This is a genomic window from Actinomycetospora sp. ABD4_176 (genome assembly GCF_056311855.1).
Genome location: NZ_CM149974.1, coordinates 3,346,750 through 3,364,439, shown reverse-complemented (window position 1 = coordinate 3,364,439; position 17,690 = coordinate 3,346,750). Strand labels below are relative to the sequence as shown.

General features: G+C 77.3%; 16 protein-coding genes. 11 read left to right on the top strand and 5 right to left on the bottom strand.

All coding sequences use genetic code 11. The features are described from left to right. The first annotated feature begins 84 nt into the window (after nt 1-84). A complete protein-coding gene (locus ACYX4T_RS16325) occupies nt 85-408 on the top strand; it encodes a WhiB family transcriptional regulator (protein WP_476010346.1) in 324 nt (107 codons plus the stop codon). Nucleotides 409-471: 63 nt separating this feature from the next. After that, nucleotides 472-756 carry a PASTA domain-containing protein gene (locus tag ACYX4T_RS16320; protein ID WP_476010345.1) on the top strand — a complete coding sequence of 95 codons (285 nt, stop codon included), beginning with the start codon at nt 472-474 and terminating at the stop codon, nt 754-756. Between the two features lie 3 nt (nt 757-759). On the opposite strand, the gene ACYX4T_RS16315 is transcribed toward ACYX4T_RS16320, so the two are convergent. The 3 genes from ACYX4T_RS16315 to ACYX4T_RS16305 all read right to left on the bottom strand — a co-directional run bounded on the left by ACYX4T_RS16315 (nt 760) and on the right by ACYX4T_RS16305 (nt 4,036). Next, nucleotides 760-2,403, bottom strand: coding sequence for an FAD-binding dehydrogenase (locus tag ACYX4T_RS16315; RefSeq protein WP_476010344.1), 1,644 nt, complete (start codon nt 2,401-2,403; stop codon nt 760-762). A gap of 88 nt (nt 2,404-2,491) precedes the next feature. Beyond that, the gene (locus ACYX4T_RS16310) at nt 2,492-2,875 is read right to left on the bottom strand and encodes a transglycosylase family protein (protein WP_476010343.1); all 384 of its coding nucleotides are present in this window, start codon (nt 2,873-2,875) and stop codon (nt 2,492-2,494) included. Nucleotides 2,876-3,199: 324 nt separating this feature from the next. Next, the gene (locus tag ACYX4T_RS16305; protein WP_476010342.1) at nt 3,200-4,036 is read right to left on the bottom strand and encodes an SAM-dependent methyltransferase; all 837 of its coding nucleotides are present in this window, start codon (nt 4,034-4,036) and stop codon (nt 3,200-3,202) included. A 404-nt stretch (nt 4,037-4,440) separates the two neighbouring features. Here ACYX4T_RS16305 and ACYX4T_RS16300 point away from each other — a divergent pair, with 404 nt between their 5' ends. The 5 genes from ACYX4T_RS16300 to mihF all read left to right on the top strand — a co-directional run bounded on the left by ACYX4T_RS16300 (nt 4,441) and on the right by mihF (nt 8,805). Further along, the gene (locus tag ACYX4T_RS16300; protein WP_476010341.1) at nt 4,441-5,586 is read left to right on the top strand and encodes a glycosyltransferase family 4 protein; all 1,146 of its coding nucleotides are present in this window, start codon (nt 4,441-4,443) and stop codon (nt 5,584-5,586) included. 93 nt (nt 5,587-5,679) lie between these two features. Then, a complete protein-coding gene (locus ACYX4T_RS16295; RefSeq protein WP_476010340.1) occupies nt 5,680-6,597 on the top strand; it encodes a GNAT family N-acetyltransferase in 918 nt (305 codons plus the stop codon). Continuing rightward, on the top strand, nt 6,594-7,547 hold the full coding sequence (locus ACYX4T_RS16290; RefSeq protein ID WP_476010339.1) for a lysophospholipid acyltransferase family protein: 954 nt from the start codon (nt 6,594-6,596) through the stop codon (nt 7,545-7,547). The genes ACYX4T_RS16295 and ACYX4T_RS16290 overlap by 4 nt, the downstream gene beginning before the upstream one ends. Next, the gene (locus tag ACYX4T_RS16285; RefSeq protein ID WP_476010338.1) at nt 7,537-8,169 is read left to right on the top strand and encodes a class I SAM-dependent methyltransferase; all 633 of its coding nucleotides are present in this window, start codon (nt 7,537-7,539) and stop codon (nt 8,167-8,169) included. Before ACYX4T_RS16290 ends, ACYX4T_RS16285 begins: the two co-directional genes overlap by 11 nt. Nucleotides 8,170-8,493: 324 nt before the next feature. Further along, complete coding sequence (gene mihF / locus ACYX4T_RS16280) at nt 8,494-8,805, top strand: integration host factor, actinobacterial type (RefSeq protein ID WP_476010337.1); 312 nt, start codon at nt 8,494-8,496, stop codon at nt 8,803-8,805. Between the two features lie 93 nt (nt 8,806-8,898). Here mihF and ACYX4T_RS16275 read toward each other — a convergent pair whose 3' ends face one another. Continuing rightward, entirely contained in the window at nt 8,899-9,570 is a 672-nt protein-coding gene (locus ACYX4T_RS16275; RefSeq protein WP_476010336.1) for a hypothetical protein, read from the bottom strand. Nucleotides 9,571-10,153: 583 nt separating this feature from the next. On the opposite strand from ACYX4T_RS16275, the gene ACYX4T_RS16270 reads away from it, so the two are divergent. From ACYX4T_RS16270 to ACYX4T_RS16255, 4 genes are all read left to right on the top strand, one after another. Beyond that, a complete protein-coding gene (locus ACYX4T_RS16270; protein ID WP_476010335.1) occupies nt 10,154-10,876 on the top strand; it encodes a pyridoxamine 5'-phosphate oxidase family protein in 723 nt (240 codons plus the stop codon). Continuing rightward, nucleotides 10,873-11,919, top strand: a complete 1,047-nt coding sequence (locus ACYX4T_RS16265; RefSeq protein ID WP_476010334.1) for an MBL fold metallo-hydrolase — start codon at nt 10,873-10,875, stop codon at nt 11,917-11,919. The genes ACYX4T_RS16270 and ACYX4T_RS16265 overlap by 4 nt, the downstream gene beginning before the upstream one ends. Before the next feature lie 96 nt (nt 11,920-12,015). Continuing rightward, nucleotides 12,016-14,487 carry a HelD family protein gene (locus tag ACYX4T_RS16260; RefSeq protein WP_476010333.1) on the top strand — a complete coding sequence of 824 codons (2,472 nt, stop codon included), beginning with the start codon at nt 12,016-12,018 and terminating at the stop codon, nt 14,485-14,487. 235 nt (nt 14,488-14,722) lie between these two features. Further along, nucleotides 14,723-16,123, top strand: a complete 1,401-nt coding sequence (locus ACYX4T_RS16255) for a serine/threonine-protein kinase (protein WP_476010332.1) — start codon at nt 14,723-14,725, stop codon at nt 16,121-16,123. A gap of 4 nt (nt 16,124-16,127) precedes the next feature. Here the strand turns inward: ACYX4T_RS16255 and eccB are convergent, their stop codons facing one another. Beyond that, nucleotides 16,128-17,582, bottom strand: a complete 1,455-nt coding sequence (gene eccB, locus ACYX4T_RS16250; protein ID WP_476010331.1) for a type VII secretion protein EccB — start codon at nt 17,580-17,582, stop codon at nt 16,128-16,130. Nucleotides 17,583-17,690: the final 108 nt, after the last annotated feature.

The following is a 17,690-nucleotide window of genomic DNA, read 5'->3' as shown; positions in this document are numbered from 1 at the left end:
CCGGCGATCTCCCGGACGGGTTCGGGTGTGACAGCGACACCCCGGGGTATGCGCCCGTACGACGAGCTGTAGGAGGTGGTCGCCGTGGCGGACGTGTCACGCCTGCCGGCCGCGATCGTGGAGCACTGGGACTGGCAGCGCCGTGCGGCCTGTCGCGACATGGACCTCGCGGTGTTCTTCCACCCGGAGGGCGAGCGGGACCCCGGGCGGCAGCGCCGGGTGGACCGCGCCAAGGAGGTCTGCGCGGGTTGCCCGGTCGTGGCGCCCTGCCGCGAGTGGGCGCGGACGGTGGAGGAGCCCTACGGCGTGTGGGGCGGCGAGAGCGAGGACGAGCGCCGCACACTGCTGGCCCGCCGTCGACGTGACGCTCGTCGCGAACGCGCCGGACGCGACACCCCCGCGGCCTGACGGGTATCCATGGATGTGTACCGGATCGGTGCGTCAGCGCCGACCGCTCTCGAGGAGGACCGTATGTCCGACGACGTCTCCACCACCCCTTCCGCCACCCCTTCCGCCACTCCCTCCGCCGCCGGGCACGGCGCGGAGGCGCTCGTGCCCGAACTGGTCGGCGTCCCGGCCGCCGAGGCTCACGACCGTGCCCTCGACGCCGGCCTGCTCGCCGTCGCCGAGAACGCCTGGCACACGGCGGCCGGGCGCGCCCACATCGCCCGCCAGGACCCCGAGCCCGGGACGGCGATGTCGAACGGGTCGATCGTGCGCATCTGGATCGGCACCGACTCGGGCGTGCCCGCCTGACCGTCAGGCCAGCGCGCGTCCCACCTGCCGTCCCGAGAACAGGCAGCCACCCAGGAACGTGCCCTCCAGCGAGCGGTAACCGTGCACCCCGCCGCCCCCGAAGCCTGCGGCCTCGCCCGCCGCGTACAGGCCGGGCAGCGGGGTGCCGTCGGCCCGGAGGACCCGGCCGTCGAGGTCGGTCCAGAGACCGCCGAGCGTCTTGCGCGTGAGGATGTGCAGTTTGACCGCCACCAGCGGCCCGGCGGCCGGGTCGAGGATGCGGTGGGGCGGCGCGACGCGCACCAGGCGGTCGCCGAGGTAGGCCCGCGCACCCCGGATCGCCGCGAGCTGGCCGTCCTTGCCGTAGGGGTTGGCGAGTTCGGCGTCGCGGGCGAGGACCTCCCGCTCGATCCGGGCCGGGTCCAGCAGCGGGGTCGGGGTCAGCGCGTTCATGCGGTCCACCAGCGCGCCGAGCGAGTCGGCCTGCACGAAGTCCTCGCCGGAGCGCTGGAACGCCGCGACCGGCTCCGTGGGCCCGGGTCGCACGCGCTGCAGGGTCAGCCGGACGTCGCGGCCGGTGAAGTCGGGGTTCTGCTCCGAGCCCGAGAGGGCGAACTCCTTCTCGAGGATCCGCTGGGTGAGCACGAACCAGGTGTGGTCGTGGCCCGTGCGCCGGATGTGCTCGAGGGTGGCGAGCGTGTCGAACCCGGGCCACAGCGGCGCGGGCAGGCGGTGGCCCTCGGCGTCGAACCACAGCGACGACGGCCCCGGGAGGATGCGGATGCCGTGCAGCGGCCAGACCGGCGAGTGGTTGACGATCCCCTCGGTGTAGTGCCACATCCGGTCGCGGTTGACGACGCGCCCGCCGGCGTCCTCGCTGATCCCGATCATCCGGCCGTCGACGTGCGCGGGCACCCCGGAGATCATGTGCCGCGGCGGCGCGCCGAGGCGCGCGGGCCACGCGGCGCGCACGGCGTCGTGGTCACCGCCGATGCCGCCCGAGGTGACGACGACGGCGTCGGCGCTCAGCGCGAAGTCGCCGACGACGGTGCGCGAGCTGGACTCGCCGCGCGCGACTTCGGAGGGCGCCAGCACGGCGCCGGACACGCCGGTGATCGCGCCGCCGGTGCTGGTCAGGGCGTCGACGCGGTGGCGGCAGCGGATCGTCACGCGCCCGTCGGCGACGGCGGCGTGGACCCGGCGCAGGAACGGCTCGAGGATGCCGGGACCGGTGCCCCAGACGATGTGGAAGCGGGGCACCGAGTTGCCGTGCCCGGTGGCCGACGCGCCGCCGCGCTCGGCCCAGCCGACGACGGGGAAGAAGCGCACGCCCATGGCGTGCAGCCACGCGCGCTTCTCGCCGGCGGCCCACGCGACGTAGGCGTGGGCCCACTCGCGGCCCCACCGGTCCTCGTCGGGGCGGTCGAAGCCGGCGCTGGAGGTCCAGTCGGACCAGGCGAGGTCGAACGAGTCGCGGACGCGCAGGCGGCGCTGCTCGGGGCTGTCGACGAGGAAGAGCCCGCCGAACGACCACCACGCCTGCCCGCCGAGCGAGGCCTCGGGCTCCTGGTCGAGCACGATCACCCGCCGGCCCGCGTCGGCGAGCTCGGCCGTCGCGACGAGGCCCGCGAGCCCCGCCCCCACCACGATGACGTCGGCGTCGGGCATGACGGACATGGTGGCAGGGAGCCCGCGTGAGGATGCGGCGATCCTGGCTCTGAACGCCAGTGATGCCGCATCGCTCGGACGCGGGCGACTACTGCAGGCCGAGCTTCTCCGAGCAGGTGGGCCAGGCGTTCCAGCCCTGCTCGTCCTGGACCTTCTTGGCCACGCGGATCTGCTCCTCGCGGCTGGCGTCGACGGGGGTGGAGGCGTAGCGCTCGCCGCCGAACTCCTCCCACGTCGACTCGGTGAACTGCAGGCCGCCCTTGAAGCCGTTGCCGGTGTCGGCATCCCAGTTCTGGGTGCTCTCGCACATGGCGAGGCGGTCCCAGGTGGCGTTGGAGTCGGGGGAGACCGACGGCGCCGCCATCGCGGTGCCGCTGATGGCGAGCGGGCCGGTGACCGCGGCCGCGGCGACGACACCGGCGCGCAGCAGGGGGCGGGAGGGGGCGGCGGGCATGGCGTGGCGACCAGACATGGGGGCTCCGATTCGTTCGGGGGTTCGTCTCGGATGTCGTCCAGGTGGGCGGGCGCGGGGGCGGGGTGGGACCCCGCCGGGCGGCCCGTCCGCCGCCCGGTCGTGCTGGGGAGCGGGACGGCGTGGTCAGGGACCGTAACCGAACCGAGACCTTCGGTGACGAGCCGTGACGGTCGAACGCGCCGGTGTCGCGGTGAGTGGTCGTTCGAGGGCGTCGGGCGGCGAACGGAGTAGTGACGGACGTCGGGCGCTGCTCCGTTCGGTGCGACCAGGCCGTCGGGCGTCGAGGTGAGCGGTCCGCGTGCCGAGGGCCCGGGAGGGCGGTCAGGCCCGGACGAACCCGACGGCCGCGCGGTGCCCGCAGCACGCGACGTCGAGGGGGCCCTGGTGCCGCCCGGCCTCCGGGCGCCACTGCGCGGCGTAGACCAGCCCGGGCTCGACGAGCTCGACGTCGCCGAGGATCCCGGCGAGGTCGGCGCCCGAGCGGGGCGTCGCCGTCCCGCCCGCGTAGGCGTGGGTGAGGCGGCGGATCGCCTCGCTGTCGATGCGCGGGTCGTCGCCAGAGAAGTGCGACACGGCCAGCGCGCTGCCGGGCACGACGCGCGCGAGGTAGCCCCCGACCACGCCGGCCGGGTCGTCGGCGTCGTGCACGTGCTGGAGCACGGAGAACATGAGCACGGCGACGGGCCGGTCGAGGTCGAGCACCTCGGTGACCGCGGGCGCGGCGAGCACGGCCTCGGGGTGGCGCAGGTCCGCGTGCGTCGCGGTGACCCCCGGGGTGCCCGGTCCGAGCAGCAGCTCGCCGTGGGCCACGGCGACCGGGTCGATGTCGACGTAGGCGACGCGCGCGTCCGGCCGGACCCGCCGGGCGACCTCGTGGGTGTTGCCCATCGTCGGGATGCCCGACCCGAGGTCGAGGAACTGGTCGATACCGGCGTGCGCGAGGAACGTGACCGCGCGGCGCAGGAACGAGCGGTTCTCCCGCGCGATCGACTCGACGAGCGGCTCGGCGCGCAGGAGATCCCGGCCGAGCACGCGGTCGACGGCGCCGTGGGAGGTGCCGCCGAGGAGGAAGTCGTAGACGCGCGCCGAGCTCGGGCGGTCGAAGTCGGCGGGGCCGGGCAGGCCCGACGACCACGGATGCGAGGGGGCGTCGACCACGGTCCTCCTCCTCGTCACCGGGCTCGCCGTCCGCACGGCGCGCCGCCCACGGACACGCGGGGACGCCGCCGATCGGTGACGTCGGTGTCCAGTAGCCGACAGCGCCACCGACCTGTCAACACGACAGGGTCGCCCGACCCGCGCAGCGTCGCCAGGCGAATCGACCGACCGTGGTCGACACGCCGCAGCACGGCGGCGCGACACGCCGAGCGATCGGAGATCGTCCGGTTTCGTTCTGACCCTGCGTGATCGGAATCCGGTCCGGGAGGAACCGCACCATTGGGGCCCGCGCCGGGGGCGGCCGCCGTGTCGGGCGCCGTGTCGGGCGCAGTGTTGGGTCGGTGTTAGGGCGGGCGACACGTCGTCGTCGGCCCTCGTGGTCCCGGGGCGGCCACGGTGCGGTGGTGCGCGTCGCCGTCGTGACCGAGTCGTTCCTGCCCGCCGTCAACGGCGTCACCAACTCCGTGCTCCAGGTCGTCGCCCACCTGCAGCGCCGTGGCCACTCCGCCATGGTCATCGCGCCCGGTGCCGGGCCGGACGAGGTGCCCGGCGCCCCGCGCGTGCCGGTGGTGCGGGTCCCGTCGGTGGACCTGCCGGTCGTCGACTCGCTGCCGATCGGGGTGCCGACGCCCGCGGTCCGCGCCGCGCTGGAGGAGTACCGGCCCGACGTCGTGCACCTCGCGTCCCCGTTCGTCCTGGGCGCGCGGGCGCTGACGGTGGCGCGGCGGATGGACGTGCCCGCGGTCGCCGTCTACCAGACCGACGTGGCCGGGTTCGCCTCGTCCTACGGCATCGGGCTGACCGCGCGCGCGGCGTGGCGCTGGATCCGGCGGCTGCACAGCGGGGCCTCCCGCACGCTCGCGCCGTCGCGGTGGGCGGTCGACGCGCTGCGCGCCCACGGCGTCCCGCGGGTGCACCGGTGGGGCCGCGGGGTCGACACCGCGCGCTTCCACCCCGGGCGCCGCGACGACGAGCTGCGCGCCGAGCTCGCTCCCGCCGGCGAGGTCCTCGTCGGGTACGTCGGGCGGCTCGCGCCGGAGAAGCAGGTCGAGCGCCTCGCCGCGCTCGAGGGGCTGCCGGGCGTGCGGGTGGTCGTCGTCGGCGACGGGCCCTCGCGGCAGCGCCTCGGCGAGCTGCTCCCGTCCGCGCACTTCCTGGGGTTCCGCGGCGGCACCGAGCTCGCCCGCGCCTACGCCTCGTTCGACGCCTTCGTGCACACCGGCCCGCACGAGACGTTCTGCCAGGCCGTCCAGGAGGCGCAGGCCTCGGGGCTGCCGGTGCTCGCGCCGGACGCCGGCGGTGTCGCCGACCTCGTCGACCCGGGGCGCACCGGCTGGCTCTACGACCCCACCTCGCCCACCGCCGGCGCCGAGATCGTCGGGCGGATCGCGGCGTGGCGCGACGACCCCGACGCGCGCGCCGCCCTCGGCGCCGCCGGCCGCCGCCGCGTGCTCGGCCGCACCTGGCCCTCGATCTGCGAGGAGCTGCTCGGGCACTACGCGGCGGTGATGGCCGGCGACGTGACCGAGGAGGTCGCGCCGGCGGCGTAGGTGCGGAGCTCACCGGGCGAGTTCACCCGGACCACACTCGACGGTCACGCCGGGGTGGGCCCCCGGGCGATCTCGGGCCGTAGACACCGGGCCATGGCCACATCCCAGGTGCTGGCGCGGTCCGCCGGACCCGCTCCCGAGACCCCGGACGAGCGCGCGGCGCCGGCAGCGCAGCCCGCGCCGCCGACCGGGCCCGCCCCGGTCGTCGTCGGGGCGGACACACCCGGCGCCGCGTCCGACGCCGCCGGTCGCTACAGCCTGCTGCTCACCCGCGAGCCCGCTCACGTCGCCGCCGCCCAGCGGCTGCGCCACGCGGTGTTCGCCGGCGAGCAGGGGGCCCGTCCCGCCGCCGACGACGCGATCGCGCAGGCCGCGGCCGCCGAGGGCCGCGACGCCGACGCGTTCGACGCCCACTGCGACCACCTCGTGGTCCGCGAGGACGCCGGCGGCGAGATCGTCGGCACCTACCGGATGCTCACGCCCGACGGGGCCCGTGCGGCCGGCCGCCTCTACTCCGACACCGAGTTCGACCTCACCGCGCTCGCGCCGCTGCGCGACGAGATCGTCGAGGTCGGGCGCTCCTGCGTGCATGCCGCCCACCGCCACGGCGTCGTGCTCTCGCTGGTCTGGGCCGGGATCGGCCGCTACATGATGCTGACCGGGCGCCGCTGGGTCGTCGGGTGCGCGAGCGTGCCGCTGACCCCGGCGGGCGCGATGCCCGGCGGTGTCTGGTCGCTCGTCGCCTCCCGGCACCTCGCCCCGGCCGCGCGGCGGGTCCGCCCGTGGCGCGAGGCCCCGATCGCCGACCACGACCCCGAGGCGCCGGGCGCCCGCAAGGCCGCCGTCGCCGGGCTCCCGCCGCTGCTGCGCGGCTACCTGCGCCTCGGCGCCGAGATCGGCGGCGCGCCGGCCCTCGACCCCGACTTCGGCGTCGCCGACCTGTTCGTCCTGCTCGACCACACCGCCATCGACCCGCGGTGGCGCCGCCACCTCTTCGGGGAGGCCGGGTGAACGCCTGGTCGCCCACGTCGCCGTGCGCCCCGGGCTGCCTGCCGGTGGTCCCGCCCGGGAACCGGGCGGACCGGGTCCGGCGGACGGTCCGGCTGGTCGTGCGGGGCTCGGCGCTGCTCGTGGTGCTGCTCGTCGGGCTCGTCGCGGCGCTCGTCGTGCCGCTGCTCGGTCCGTCGGCCACGGCCGCCGTGCAGCGCGTCTGGGCCGCCGCGGTGCTGTCGGCCTGCGGGGTGCGGGTGCGCCACCGCGGCCCGCGGGCGCCGCGCGGTGCGCTCGTCGTCGCCAACCACGTCTCGTGGCTCGACGTCTTCGCCCTGCACGCCGTCGCCCCGGTCCGGATGCTCGCGAAGACCGAGGTCCGGCAGTGGCCGGTGCTCGGGCTCATGGCCGCCCGCGCCGGCACGGTGTTCCTCGACCGCGACCGGCTGCGCGACCTGCCCGGTGCCGTCGCGGGCCTCGCCGACGCCCTGCGCGCGGGCACCCCGATCGGCGTGTTCGCCGAGGGCACCACGCGCTGCGGGCGCGACCTCGGCCCGTTCCGGCCCGCCGCCTTCCAGGCCGCGTACGACGCCGGCGCCCCCGTGGTGCCGGTGGCCCTGCGCTACGGGCGCCTCACGGGGGACCGGGGCACCCCCGACGCCACCCCCGACGCCACCCCCGACGCCACCCCCGACGCCACCGCGGCCTTCATCGGCGACGACACCCTCGCCGCGTCGTTGCTCCGCGTGCTGGCCGCCCCGGACGTCGTCGTCGACGTCACCACCTGCGCGATCGTCGACACCACCGCCCTGCCCGCCGGTCCCGCCCGCGCCGACGCGCGCCGCGTGCTGGCGCGGGGATGCGCCGACGCCGTCGCCGCCGCCCTGCCGCCCGACCCCCGCGGGCACCCGGCGGCCCGCCGCGCGGTCACCCCGCTCCCCACGACCCCGGATCTCGAGCATGCCGCCTGAGGAGACCCCGGCGCCCCGCGGGGCGTCGTTCGCCGACCGCGCGGTGTTCGCCGCCCAGTTCGTCCGCGCCCCCGTCGCGACGGCGTCGGTCTGGCCGAGCAGCACCGCCCTCGCGCGCGCCATGGCCGACGCGGCGCTGCGCACCGCCCCCGCCGACCCGGTGGTCGTCGAGCTCGGCGCCGGCAGCGGGGCGTTCACCGGCCTGCTCGCCCACCGCCTCGCCGGGCGGGGCCGCCAGCTCGCAGTCGAGATCAACCCGGTACTCGCGCACCGGCTCGCGGAGCGCTTCGCCGGCGTCGAGGTGGTGCCCGCGGACGTCGCCGAGCTGGGCGCCCTGCTGGCGCTGCGGGACATCCGGGGCGCGCACGCGGTGGTCAGCGGCCTGGGATGGGCGGCGACACGGCCGGGCCGGACGGACTCGCTGCTGCCCGTCGCCGCCCGCGCGCTGACCGACGACGGGGTGTTCGTGCAGTTCGCGTACTGCGCGACCGCGTGGGCGGCCCCGGCGCGGGCGCTGCGCGAGGAGCTCGGCGAGTGCTTCGCGGAGGTCGAGACGTCGCCGGTGGTCTGGCGGAACCTGCCGCCGGCGATCGTCTACCGGGCGTCACGTCCTCGGCGCTGAGCGCGGACCGTTCGCTTTGTGGGGGACCGGGCGATCACGCGTGGGAAGCGGGAGGCGCCGGTGGGTGATCGCGGGCCGGCCGCCGGGTCGCCGATGGCGCTCGCGCGGTGAGCCGACGCTGATCCGCCCAGGTCAGGGGCGGGGTACTCCGCGAGTTGGTGTACCGTCCCGCAACCATCGGCCCGGGCGTCCGGATCGCGGCAGCCGTCGCGGCGTGGCGTGCGGGGTCGACCGACCGTCCGTGTGACCGTCTGTGCGACCGGTCCGACCGACGTCGCGGTCCCGCCGCGACGACCCCGAACCACAGAGAGGGGAGACACCGCGATGGCCCTCCCGACCCTGACCCCCGAGCAGCGCGAGGCCGCCCAGGCCAAGTCGCGTGAGGCTCGCCAGGCCCGCTCGGCCCTCCTGGCCGGCATCAAGAGCGGCGACGAGACGATCCCCGCGGTCCTCGACCGCGGCAAGAGCGACCCGATCGCCGGCAAGACCAAGGTGTCCCAGCTCGTCCGGGCGCTGCCCGGCTACGGCCCCGCCAAGGCGGCCGCCGTCCTCGAGCAGGCGGGCATCCCCGAGGACCGGCGCGTCGCCGGCCTCGGCACGCGCCAGCGCGAGGCGCTGGTCAGCGCACTCGGCTGACCGCGAGCAGACCGCGAACGACGACGGGGCGGCCGGGAGTCCGAGGGACTCCCGGCCGCCCCGTCGTCGCTGCGGGGTGCGGCGCGGGTCGGCTCAGTAGCCGCCGAGGTCCAGCGCCGCGTCCGCGGGCTGCTCGGCGGGCGCGTCGGCCGGGACCTCGGCCGGCACGGCGGCGTTCGCGGCGGCGCTGGCCACCTCGGGGGCGAGGTCGGCCGAGGCCGGCGTGGGCTCGGCGGCGAGCACGGCGCTCCCCCCGATCACGGCGACGCCGCCGCCCGCCAGCGCGCCGACGAGGGCGAGGGCCCCGGCGGTGCGGGTCGGCAGGGCGGTGCGGCGACCGGGGTCGCGCGCCACCGCGGGCAGCGGGTGCGACGGGGTGACGGGCGCGAGCGCGCTCGGGACCGCGGCCGGGTAGGCCGGACGGGGCATGCCCCCGGTGACGGGGCCGGCGCCGCTCCCGGCCGGGTCGTCCGCCGCGGTGCGCGGGACGGCGGTCGCCCCGGTCGCGGGCGAGGTCCCGGTGGCCGGCAGCCCGGACCGGCGGGCTCCGGCGGCCGCGAGCGCGATGGCCGCGAGGTCGAGCGCGGCGGTGTCCGGGTCGTCGGGTCCCCGCCGGGCGCGGGGGAGCGGCCCGGACGGGTGGGGCTCGGCCTGGCGCCGGGCGCGGGGGAGCGGCCCGGAGGGGTGGGGCTCGGCCGCGTGGAGCGTCGGGTCGGTGAGGGGAGGCGTCGCCGCTCGGGCGGGCGCCGCACGGTGTCGGGACATGCGGGGTCTCCGTCGCGCCGCCGATCGGACCCGGCACGAGGGGGAGCGAGCCGGGTGCCGTCACCGGTGGGGAGTCCGGTGGCGACTGGTCGGCCTGTCACCGCTGGTTCGGGGGCCGCGCCCGCCGGACAGGCCCGGGCGGGACGAGCGCGGGTCCGGAGCCAGCTGCCACGGGTCTCCGGACGCGCTCCACGGTAGGAGGCGGGGGAAGACCCCGTCACCCGGCGCACCGGCTGCGGGACCCTGGGTGCCCGTCGGATCCCGCCTGCTCAGGCCCGTGGGCGAGGGTCACGGTCCCACCGCGCGTAGGTCTCGGCCGGATCACGAAGTGATGCACATCACAGTCAAGTGCGGCTGTTCGGCGCAGAACGGGTCGCAGCAGCACGGACGCCGACTGCGCCGAGCGAGCGTCGGGTCACGGAGCGACTCGACAGCGACCGGACGAACGGGTTCCATCGGGGCCGTCCCCGAACGGAGCGGCTCCGGGGACGGGGTGGTCTCCCCTGTCCCAGGGGTCCCACCGGCCCCGTCCGGTGCGCCGCCGCGACCACGGCGGTCCCCTGCGGATCGCGGAGAGGCGTCGATGAGCGACCGGGTCACCCCCCAGCCCGATCAGCCCGACCCCCATCCCGAGCGTCCCGGGTCCGCCGGCGAGCACCTCCTGCAGGACGCGCTCGGCACGTCGGACCGCGCCGAGCGGTTCCACGCCGACCAGATGTGCGACCGGCTCGTGCCGGCCATGCAGGAGTTCGTGGCGCGCATGTCGATGGCGTTCGTCGCGACGTCGGACGCGCACGGCGAGTGCGACTCCACGCTGCGCGCCGGCCCGCCCGGGTTCCTGCGGGTGCTGGACGACCGGCACGTCGCCTGGCCGGAGTACCGCGGCAACGGCGTCATGGCGAGCCTCGGCAACATCACGGAGAACCCGCACGTCGGGCTGCTCATGGTCGACTTCACCGACGAGCTCATCGGGCTGCACGTGAACGGCTCCGCGCGCCTCGTCGACGACGTGCTCATGCGCAGCGCCCACCCGGACCTGCCCGAGGAGTCGGTGCCGGGCCGGAAGGCGGACGTGTGGGTCGAGGTCACCGTCGAGGAGGCCTACATCCACTGCCGCAAGCACATCCCGCGGATGGTCCCGGTCGACCGCAGGCGCTCCTGGGGCACCGACGACGCGCGGCGCAAGGGCGGCGACCACTTCGGCGTCGCCGGCGCCCGCCGCGCCGAGGCCCGGGCCGCGCGCGAGGGCGCCGGCGACCCCCACGCGGCGGCGGGTGCCGGGACAGGGGCATCCTCCGGGGAGTGATCTCCGACCGGCACGCGTGGACCAGGCCCGAGCTCGAGACCGTCGCGCCCGGGGTCCATCGCCTGCCGCTGCCGCTGCCCAGCGACGCGCTGCGGGCGGTCAACGTCTACGCGCTGACCCCCGACGGGGGTGCTGACGACCTCACCCTCGTCGACGGCGGCTGGGCCATCGACGCCTCCCGCGACGTGCTGCGCCGCCTGCTGGGCGAGCTCGGCGCCGAGCCGGGCGACGTGCGGCGCTTCCTCGTGACCCACGTGCACCGCGACCACTACAGCCAGGCGATCGCCCTGCGCCGGGCCCACGGCGGCCGGGTGGCGCTCGGGGCGGGCGAGGCCGACTCGCTGCGGGAGGTCCGGGGTCGCGACACCGGGATGGCGGCCCAGGTCGCGGGCCTGCAACGGGCGGGCGCCGCCGACCTCGCGGACACCATCCTCGCCTGGCTCGCCGACGCCGAGACGCCGCCGGTGGAGGACTTCGCCGACCCCGACGAGTGGCTCGTCGACGGCCAGGAGCTGCACGCGGGCGGGCGCTCGCTCGTCGCCCGCGAGACGCCGGGCCACACCCGCGGGCACCTGGTCTTCGTCGACGGGACCGTCGCCGAGGGACCGATGCTCTTCGCCGGCGACCACGTCCTGCCCCACATCACGCCCTCGATCGGCTTCGAGCCGGCGGCGAGGCCGGGCGCCCTCATCCGGTACCTGGCCTCGCTCGCGGCCCTGCGCGCCGAGCCCGACCGCCTGCTGCTGCCCGCCCACGGCCCGGTCGCGCCGAGCGTGCACGCCCGCGTCGACGAGCTGCTGGTCCACCACGACCGGCGCCTCGACGAGATCGCCGCGGCCGTGGAGAAGGGCATGACGACGGCCGCCGAGATCGCGGTGGCGCTGCGCTGGACCCGCCGTGAGCTGCGGCTCGACGAGCTGGAGACGTTCAACCGCATGCTCGCGGTGCTCGAGACCGACGCCCACCTCGAGGTGCTCGTCGCCCAGGAGCGGATCACGCGCGCCGCCGACGCGGACGGGGTGGCGCGGAACCACCCCGTCTGAGGTGGGCCACTCGGCGGCGCGACGTCGGTGAGCGGCGCTACCGTGGATGGTCGTCCCGGCACACCGGCGCCGGACCGTCCGCTGGAGAAGGCCCGCGTGACCCGTACGTCCCCGTCCGCCGCCGACACCGCGCGCGGCGAACCGCCCGACCACCCGGACGACCCCGTCGACCCCGTCGCCGCCGAGCAGCCGTACGTGACGATGCTCTACGGCAAGCTCGACGAGCGGCGCGCCGAGACGGCCGCCCTGCTCGCCCGCGTGCTGCGCGAGGAGACCACCGGCACGCCCCAGGCGGTGTCCGAGCGCGACGCCGCGGCGCAGATGTACTCCGAGCAGCTCGCGACGCTGTCGGCCGTCGAGCAGGGCCTCTGCTTCGGGCGCCTCGACCTCGACCCCGATCGTCCGCCGCCCCCGCCCGTCGACGGCGACCCGGGCCCGATCGAGGGGCTCGACCAGGACGTCCTCTACGTCGGGCGCCTCGGGCTGCTCGACGACGCGCACGACTACGAGCCGCTGCTCGTCGACTGGCGCGCCCCCGCGGCGCGGCCGTACTACACCGCGACCGCCGCGTCACCGGACGGCGTGACCCGCCGACGCCACATCCGCTCGCGCAGCCGGCGCGTCACGGCCGTCGACGACGAGATCCTCGACCTGGAGGAGGCCGCCCGCGTCGGGGCCACCGCCACCCAGCGCACCGGGCTGACCGGCGAGGCGGTGCTGCTCGCGGCCCTCTCGGCGGGGCGCACCGGGCGCATGGGCGACATCGTCGCCACCATCCAGGGCGAGCAGGACCGCGTCATCCGCTCCAGCGCCAACGGTGTCGTCGTCGTCGAGGGCGGGCCGGGGACGGGGAAGACGGCGGTCGCGCTGCACCGCGCGGCCTACCTGCTCTACACCCACCGCCGCCAGCTGGCCCGCCGCGGCGTGCTCGTCGTCGGGCCCAACCCGACGTTCCTGCGCTACATCGAGCAGGTCCTGCCCTCGCTGGGCGAGACGAGCGTGCTGCTCTCGACGGTCGGCGAGCTCTACCCGGGGCTCGCCGCGCACCGTCACGAGCCGCCGGCCGCGGCGGCGCTCAAGGGCCGCACGGACATGAGCAAGCTGCTGTCGAACGCCGTGCGCGACCGCCAGGAACTGCCGCGCCAGCCGATCCGGTTGGTCGTGGACGGCGAACCGGTGGTCCTCGACCGCGACGTCGTCGCCCAGGCCCGCACCCGCGCCCGGCGCACCCGCCGCCCGCACAACGACGCCAAGCGGACCTTCGTGCGCGAGGTCGTCGACCAGCTCGCCCGCCGCGAGGTGGAGCGCGTCGGCCGCGATCTCGACGGGCGCTCGAACCTCCTCGACCGCGGCGACCTCGCCGATGTCCGGGCCGGCCTGCGCGCCGACCCCGACCTGCGCGCGGTGCTCGACGAGCTGTGGCCGACGCTGACGCCCCCGCAGCTGCTCGCCGACCTCGTCACCTCCCCGCGCCGCCTGCGGGCGGTGACGCGCGGCTGGTCCGACGCCGACCGCGACCTGCTCGCCCGCCCCGACGGACCGCCCGCCGACCTGCTCGACGGCGCCTGGTGGAGCCCGGCGGACGCCGTGCTGCTCGACGAGGTCGCCGAGCTGCTCGGCGAGGACGACACCGCCGCCCGCGAGGCCGAGGAGCGCAAGCGCGAGGCCGACGAGGCCTACGCCGCGGGCGTGCTCGAGATCCTCGCGATGGAGGAGGACTGGGACCCCGAGCTGTTGCGCCCCACCGACGTCGTCGACGCCAGCGTGCTCGCCGACCGCACCCGCGAGGCCACCTACGCCTCGGCCGCCGAGCGCGCCGCCGACGACCGCACCTGGACCTTCGGGCACGTCATCGTCGACGAGGCCCAGGAGCTCTCGCCGATGGCGTGGCGGGTGCTCATGCGCCGGTGCCCCAGCCGTTCGATGACGCTGGTCGGCGACGTCGCGCAGACCGGGGCGCGGAGCGGGGCGTCGTCGTGGGCGGACGTGCTCTCGCCCTACGTCGCGGCCCGCTGGCGCCGCGAGGTGCTCTCGGTCAACTACCGCACGCCCGCGGAGATCATGGCCGTCGCCGCCGACGTGCTCGCCGCGATCGACCCGGGGGCGCGCCCGCCGGAGTCGGTCCGCGAGTCGGGAGTGCCGCCGCGGGCCGTCGCCACCGACGAGGCCGGCCTGGTCGACGCCGTCGTCGCGCAGGCGCGGGCCGCGCGCGAGGCCGTCGTCGACGCCGAGGGCGCCGGCCGCGTGGCGGTGCTCGCCCCGGGGGCGCGGGTCGAGGCGCTGGCCGCGGCCCTCGGGGTCGCGGCGGGGCCGACCGGCGCCGCGGACGGCGGGCGGGCGGGCGACCTCGCGGTGGACCTCGTCGCGCAGATCGTGGTGTCCGAGGTGGCCGACGCCAAGGGTCTCGAGTTCGACGCCGTCGTCCTCGTCGACCCCGAGGGCGTGGTCGAGGCCTCCCCGCGCGGTCTCAACGACCTCTACGTCGCCCTGACGCGCGCGACGCGCTCGCTGTCCGTCGTGCACCCCGGCGCCCTGCCGTCGGTCCTCGACCGCCTCGGACCGGGGTGACGCACCCCTCGATCGGGTAACGCCGGCACGCTCCGCGCCGAACCACCGGTCGGAGGCCGTGCGCCTCCGGGCGCTGCCCGGTGGTCGCGGCCCCGGCGGGGTGCGGTGGCGTCGCCGCCGTGCCCACCGGGAGCAACCCGCCGTTCGGGCGACGCGCCGCCCGGGACGTCACGCAGACGAGGGACCCGGTCGTACGGGATGATCGGGGCGACCGCGCACCGGGAGGGGGCGGGCAGTGAGCACCGACACCGGTCCGCCCGCGATGGTGGGCGGGCGCTACACGCTCGGCGACCTCATCGGGCGTGGCGGTGCCGCCGACGTGTTCCGCGCCCGCGACGAGCTCCTCGGCCGCGACGTGGCCATCAAGATGTTCACCGCGGCGGGCTCGGTCACCGCCACCGACGCCGAGCCCGGCGAACCCGCCGATCCCGCCGAGAAGATCGGCGACATCGAGGAGGGCCAGGAGGCGCGCCACCGCCGCGAGGTGCTCACGCTCGCCGGCCTGTCGCACCCCGGGCTCGTCACCGTCTACGACGTCGGCGACGAGGACGGCCGCGCGTACTTCGTCATGCAGCTCATCGAGGGCGACACCCTCGCGCAGCGCGTGCGCAGCGGACCGCTGCCGGTGGTCGACGTCGTCGCGCTCGGGGCGGCGCTGGCCGACGCCCTGGCCTACGTGCACCGCCGCGGCGTCGTGCACCGCGACGTCAAGCCCGGCAACGTCCTCCTCGACGCCGAGGGCCGCGCGCACCTCTCGGACTTCGGGATCGCCGCGGTGCACGACGCCGCGCCGGTCACGGCGGCCGGGATGGTCATCGGCACCGCCTCGTACCTCAGCCCCGAGCAGGTGCGCGGTGAGCCGATCGACGGCGAGGTCGACATCTACGCGCTGGGCCTCGTGCTCATCGAGTGCCTCACCGGGCGCCGCGAGTACCCGGGCAACGCCCTCGAGGCCGCCGTCGCCCGCCTGCACCGCCGCCCGGTCGTCCCGCAGGGCCTCTCGCCGGGCCTCGAGGCGCTGCTCACGGCGATGACCGCCGACGAGCCGGGCGACCGCCCCTCGGCCGAGGAGGTGGTGGCCGCCCTGCGCGGGGTGTCCCGCGAGGTCGGCATGGAGGCGGAGACCGTGCTGTCGCCGGTGCTGATGACGGCGCCGACGAGTCTCGTCGCCGGGTCCGGTCCGGTGGCGGTCGGGCCCGCGGCCGAGGCGCGCGCCGTGGAGCCCGAGCCGACCGGTGCGTCCCCGCTGGCGCGGCCCGGCGGTCGTCGCCGCCGGCTGGCCGCCGTGGTGGCCGCGGCCGCGGCGACGCTGCTCATCGCCGGGTCCGCCGTCGCGTACGCCGTGCTGTCGGAGGAGCAGCCGCTGCCGCCGCCGGCCCCGTCGGCGACCCTCGCGCCGCCCCCGCCGCCGCTGCCCGTCGCGCCGCAGGTCACGACCACTCCGGACGAGACCGAGGCGGCCACTGCGCCGCGCACCCGGCGCTCGACGACCACGCGGAGCACCACCACCACGACGACCACCACCACGACGACCACGACGACGGTCCGCCCGCCGGTGGTCGTCCCGCCGCCGGTCGACCCGCCCGACGACGACGAGACGACGACGACCACCACCACCACGCGAGCCCCCCAGTAGCGGCTCAGCCTCCCGCGGGCAGCGGGGCCAGCGCGTCGGGCACCGAGAGCACCGGGCCGGCGGGCAGCAGGCCCACCACCGCCCCGGGTGCGGCCGGGAACACCTCGCCCAGTCCGAGGGCGGTCGCCGTCTCCGGGTCGGGCACCACCGACGCGGTGCCGGAGCCGGAGATCACGGTCGGGCTGCCCGGGGCGTCGTCACGACCGACCGGCACGGCACGGACGACGACCCCGCCCCCGGGCACCGCGACGGCGTCCACCCGGTCGCCGGAACCGTCGGCCTGGGCGAGCGTGGTCGGCGGCGTGGCCCCGGCCGGCGGGTCGACGCCGACGGTGAGCACCACGGGGCCGCCGCCCTGCGCGCTCGCGCACGTGGTCGGCGCCTCGGCCATCGGCACCGCGCGGGGGACGGGGTCGGGGTAGGCGGCGACGGCGATCCCGCGCGCGGTGGCGAGCGGGCGCAGCTGACCCGGCGAGACGATCGGGACCGGGGCGCCGGCGCGCCCGGGGTCGGGGTCGGAGAGGCGCACGAGGCGCGCCACGACCTCGGGGACCTCCTGCACGCCTTCTCGCTGCACCACGTACCAGCGGTCCGGGGTGCCCGGGCCCACGAGCCGCACGACCCCGCCGACCGGCTCGCCCACCAGCAGGCCCGCCGGCGGCACCTCCCCGCGCCCGGTGATCACCGGCGCGACGATCGGCGGGCCCTCGGTGAGCGTGTTGAGCAGGCTCGTGCTCACCGGTCGGGGGAGCGCTCCGGCGAGGTCGAAGGCGACGACGACCGCGGGGTCGCGCAGGTCCAGCCGCGAGCGCACGCCGTCGTGGACGAGCCAGGTGCCCCCGAAGCGGTCGCGCAGCAGGAGCCCCCGCCCGGGCTCGAGGGGGCGGGCGGGCGGCGTGGGGCCGGCGAGCACCGTCGTCCACACCCGCGGCTGCTCCCACGGGCGGGCGGCGCCGGGCCGGGGGCTGCCGGTGTCGCACACCGCCCACACGGGCGGCACCGGCGCGCCCGCGGGCGGCAGCGGCGGGGCGTCGACGATGCCCACGCCGCGCTCGCGGGGTGCGGTCGCGAGGTCGGCCTCGGAGACCTCGACCGGGGTGGGGTCGCCCGCCGGCCCTCCGGCCGCGGCCAGCCCGGCGAGCACGAGGCGCGCCGAGGCGAGGTTGGGCACCGGGACCAGCCGGTCGGGCCCGTGCACCACGACGTAGAGCGCGCCGGAGCCCTCGGCCACCACGACCCCGGCGGTGCGCCAGTCGGCCGGGCGGTCGAGCAGCCCCCACACCGCGGCCACCGCGAGCGCCAGCGCCGCGACCAGCACGCCTGCGAGCGTCGCCCGGTTCTGGGCGCGCACCGGGTCGGTGCCCGGTACGGCCTGGCGCCGGACCAGCGCGGACTGCAGCCGGCGCAGCCCGAAGCGGTACGCGTGGACCTGGTCGGAGGTCGTGGTCGGCGGAGCCATGTCGCCGCGGATCGTGGCACGTCCTGGGCCGCGCGAGGGGCTTGTCGGCGGGTCCCGTGAGCAGCGAACGCGCTGTTCGTTGCGCTAGAAGCAGCGAACGCGCTGTTC

Excerpts from the sequence above, each read along its gene's own strand:
- ACYX4T_RS16320 (WP_476010345.1), top strand. The coding sequence starts at position 472 with ATGTCCGACGACGTCTCCACCACCCCTTCCGCCACCCCTTCCGCCACT.
- ACYX4T_RS16285 (WP_476010338.1), top strand. The coding sequence starts at position 7,537 with ATGCCGCCTGAGGAGACCCCGGCGCCCCGCGGGGCGTCGTTCGCCGAC.
- ACYX4T_RS16315 (WP_476010344.1), bottom strand. The coding sequence starts at position 2,403 with ATGCCCGACGCCGACGTCATCGTGGTGGGGGCGGGGCTCGCGGGCCTC.
- ACYX4T_RS16275 (WP_476010336.1), bottom strand. The coding sequence starts at position 9,570 with ATGTCCCGACACCGTGCGGCGCCCGCCCGAGCGGCGACGCCTCCCCTC.
- eccB (WP_476010331.1), bottom strand. The coding sequence starts at position 17,582 with ATGGCTCCGCCGACCACGACCTCCGACCAGGTCCACGCGTACCGCTTC.
- mihF (WP_476010337.1), top strand. The coding sequence starts at position 8,494 with ATGGCCCTCCCGACCCTGACCCCCGAGCAGCGCGAGGCCGCCCAGGCC.
- ACYX4T_RS16270 (WP_476010335.1), top strand. The coding sequence starts at position 10,154 with ATGAGCGACCGGGTCACCCCCCAGCCCGATCAGCCCGACCCCCATCCC.
- ACYX4T_RS16310 (WP_476010343.1), bottom strand. The coding sequence starts at position 2,875 with ATGTCTGGTCGCCACGCCATGCCCGCCGCCCCCTCCCGCCCCCTGCTG.
- ACYX4T_RS16295 (WP_476010340.1), top strand. The coding sequence starts at position 5,680 with ATGGCCACATCCCAGGTGCTGGCGCGGTCCGCCGGACCCGCTCCCGAG.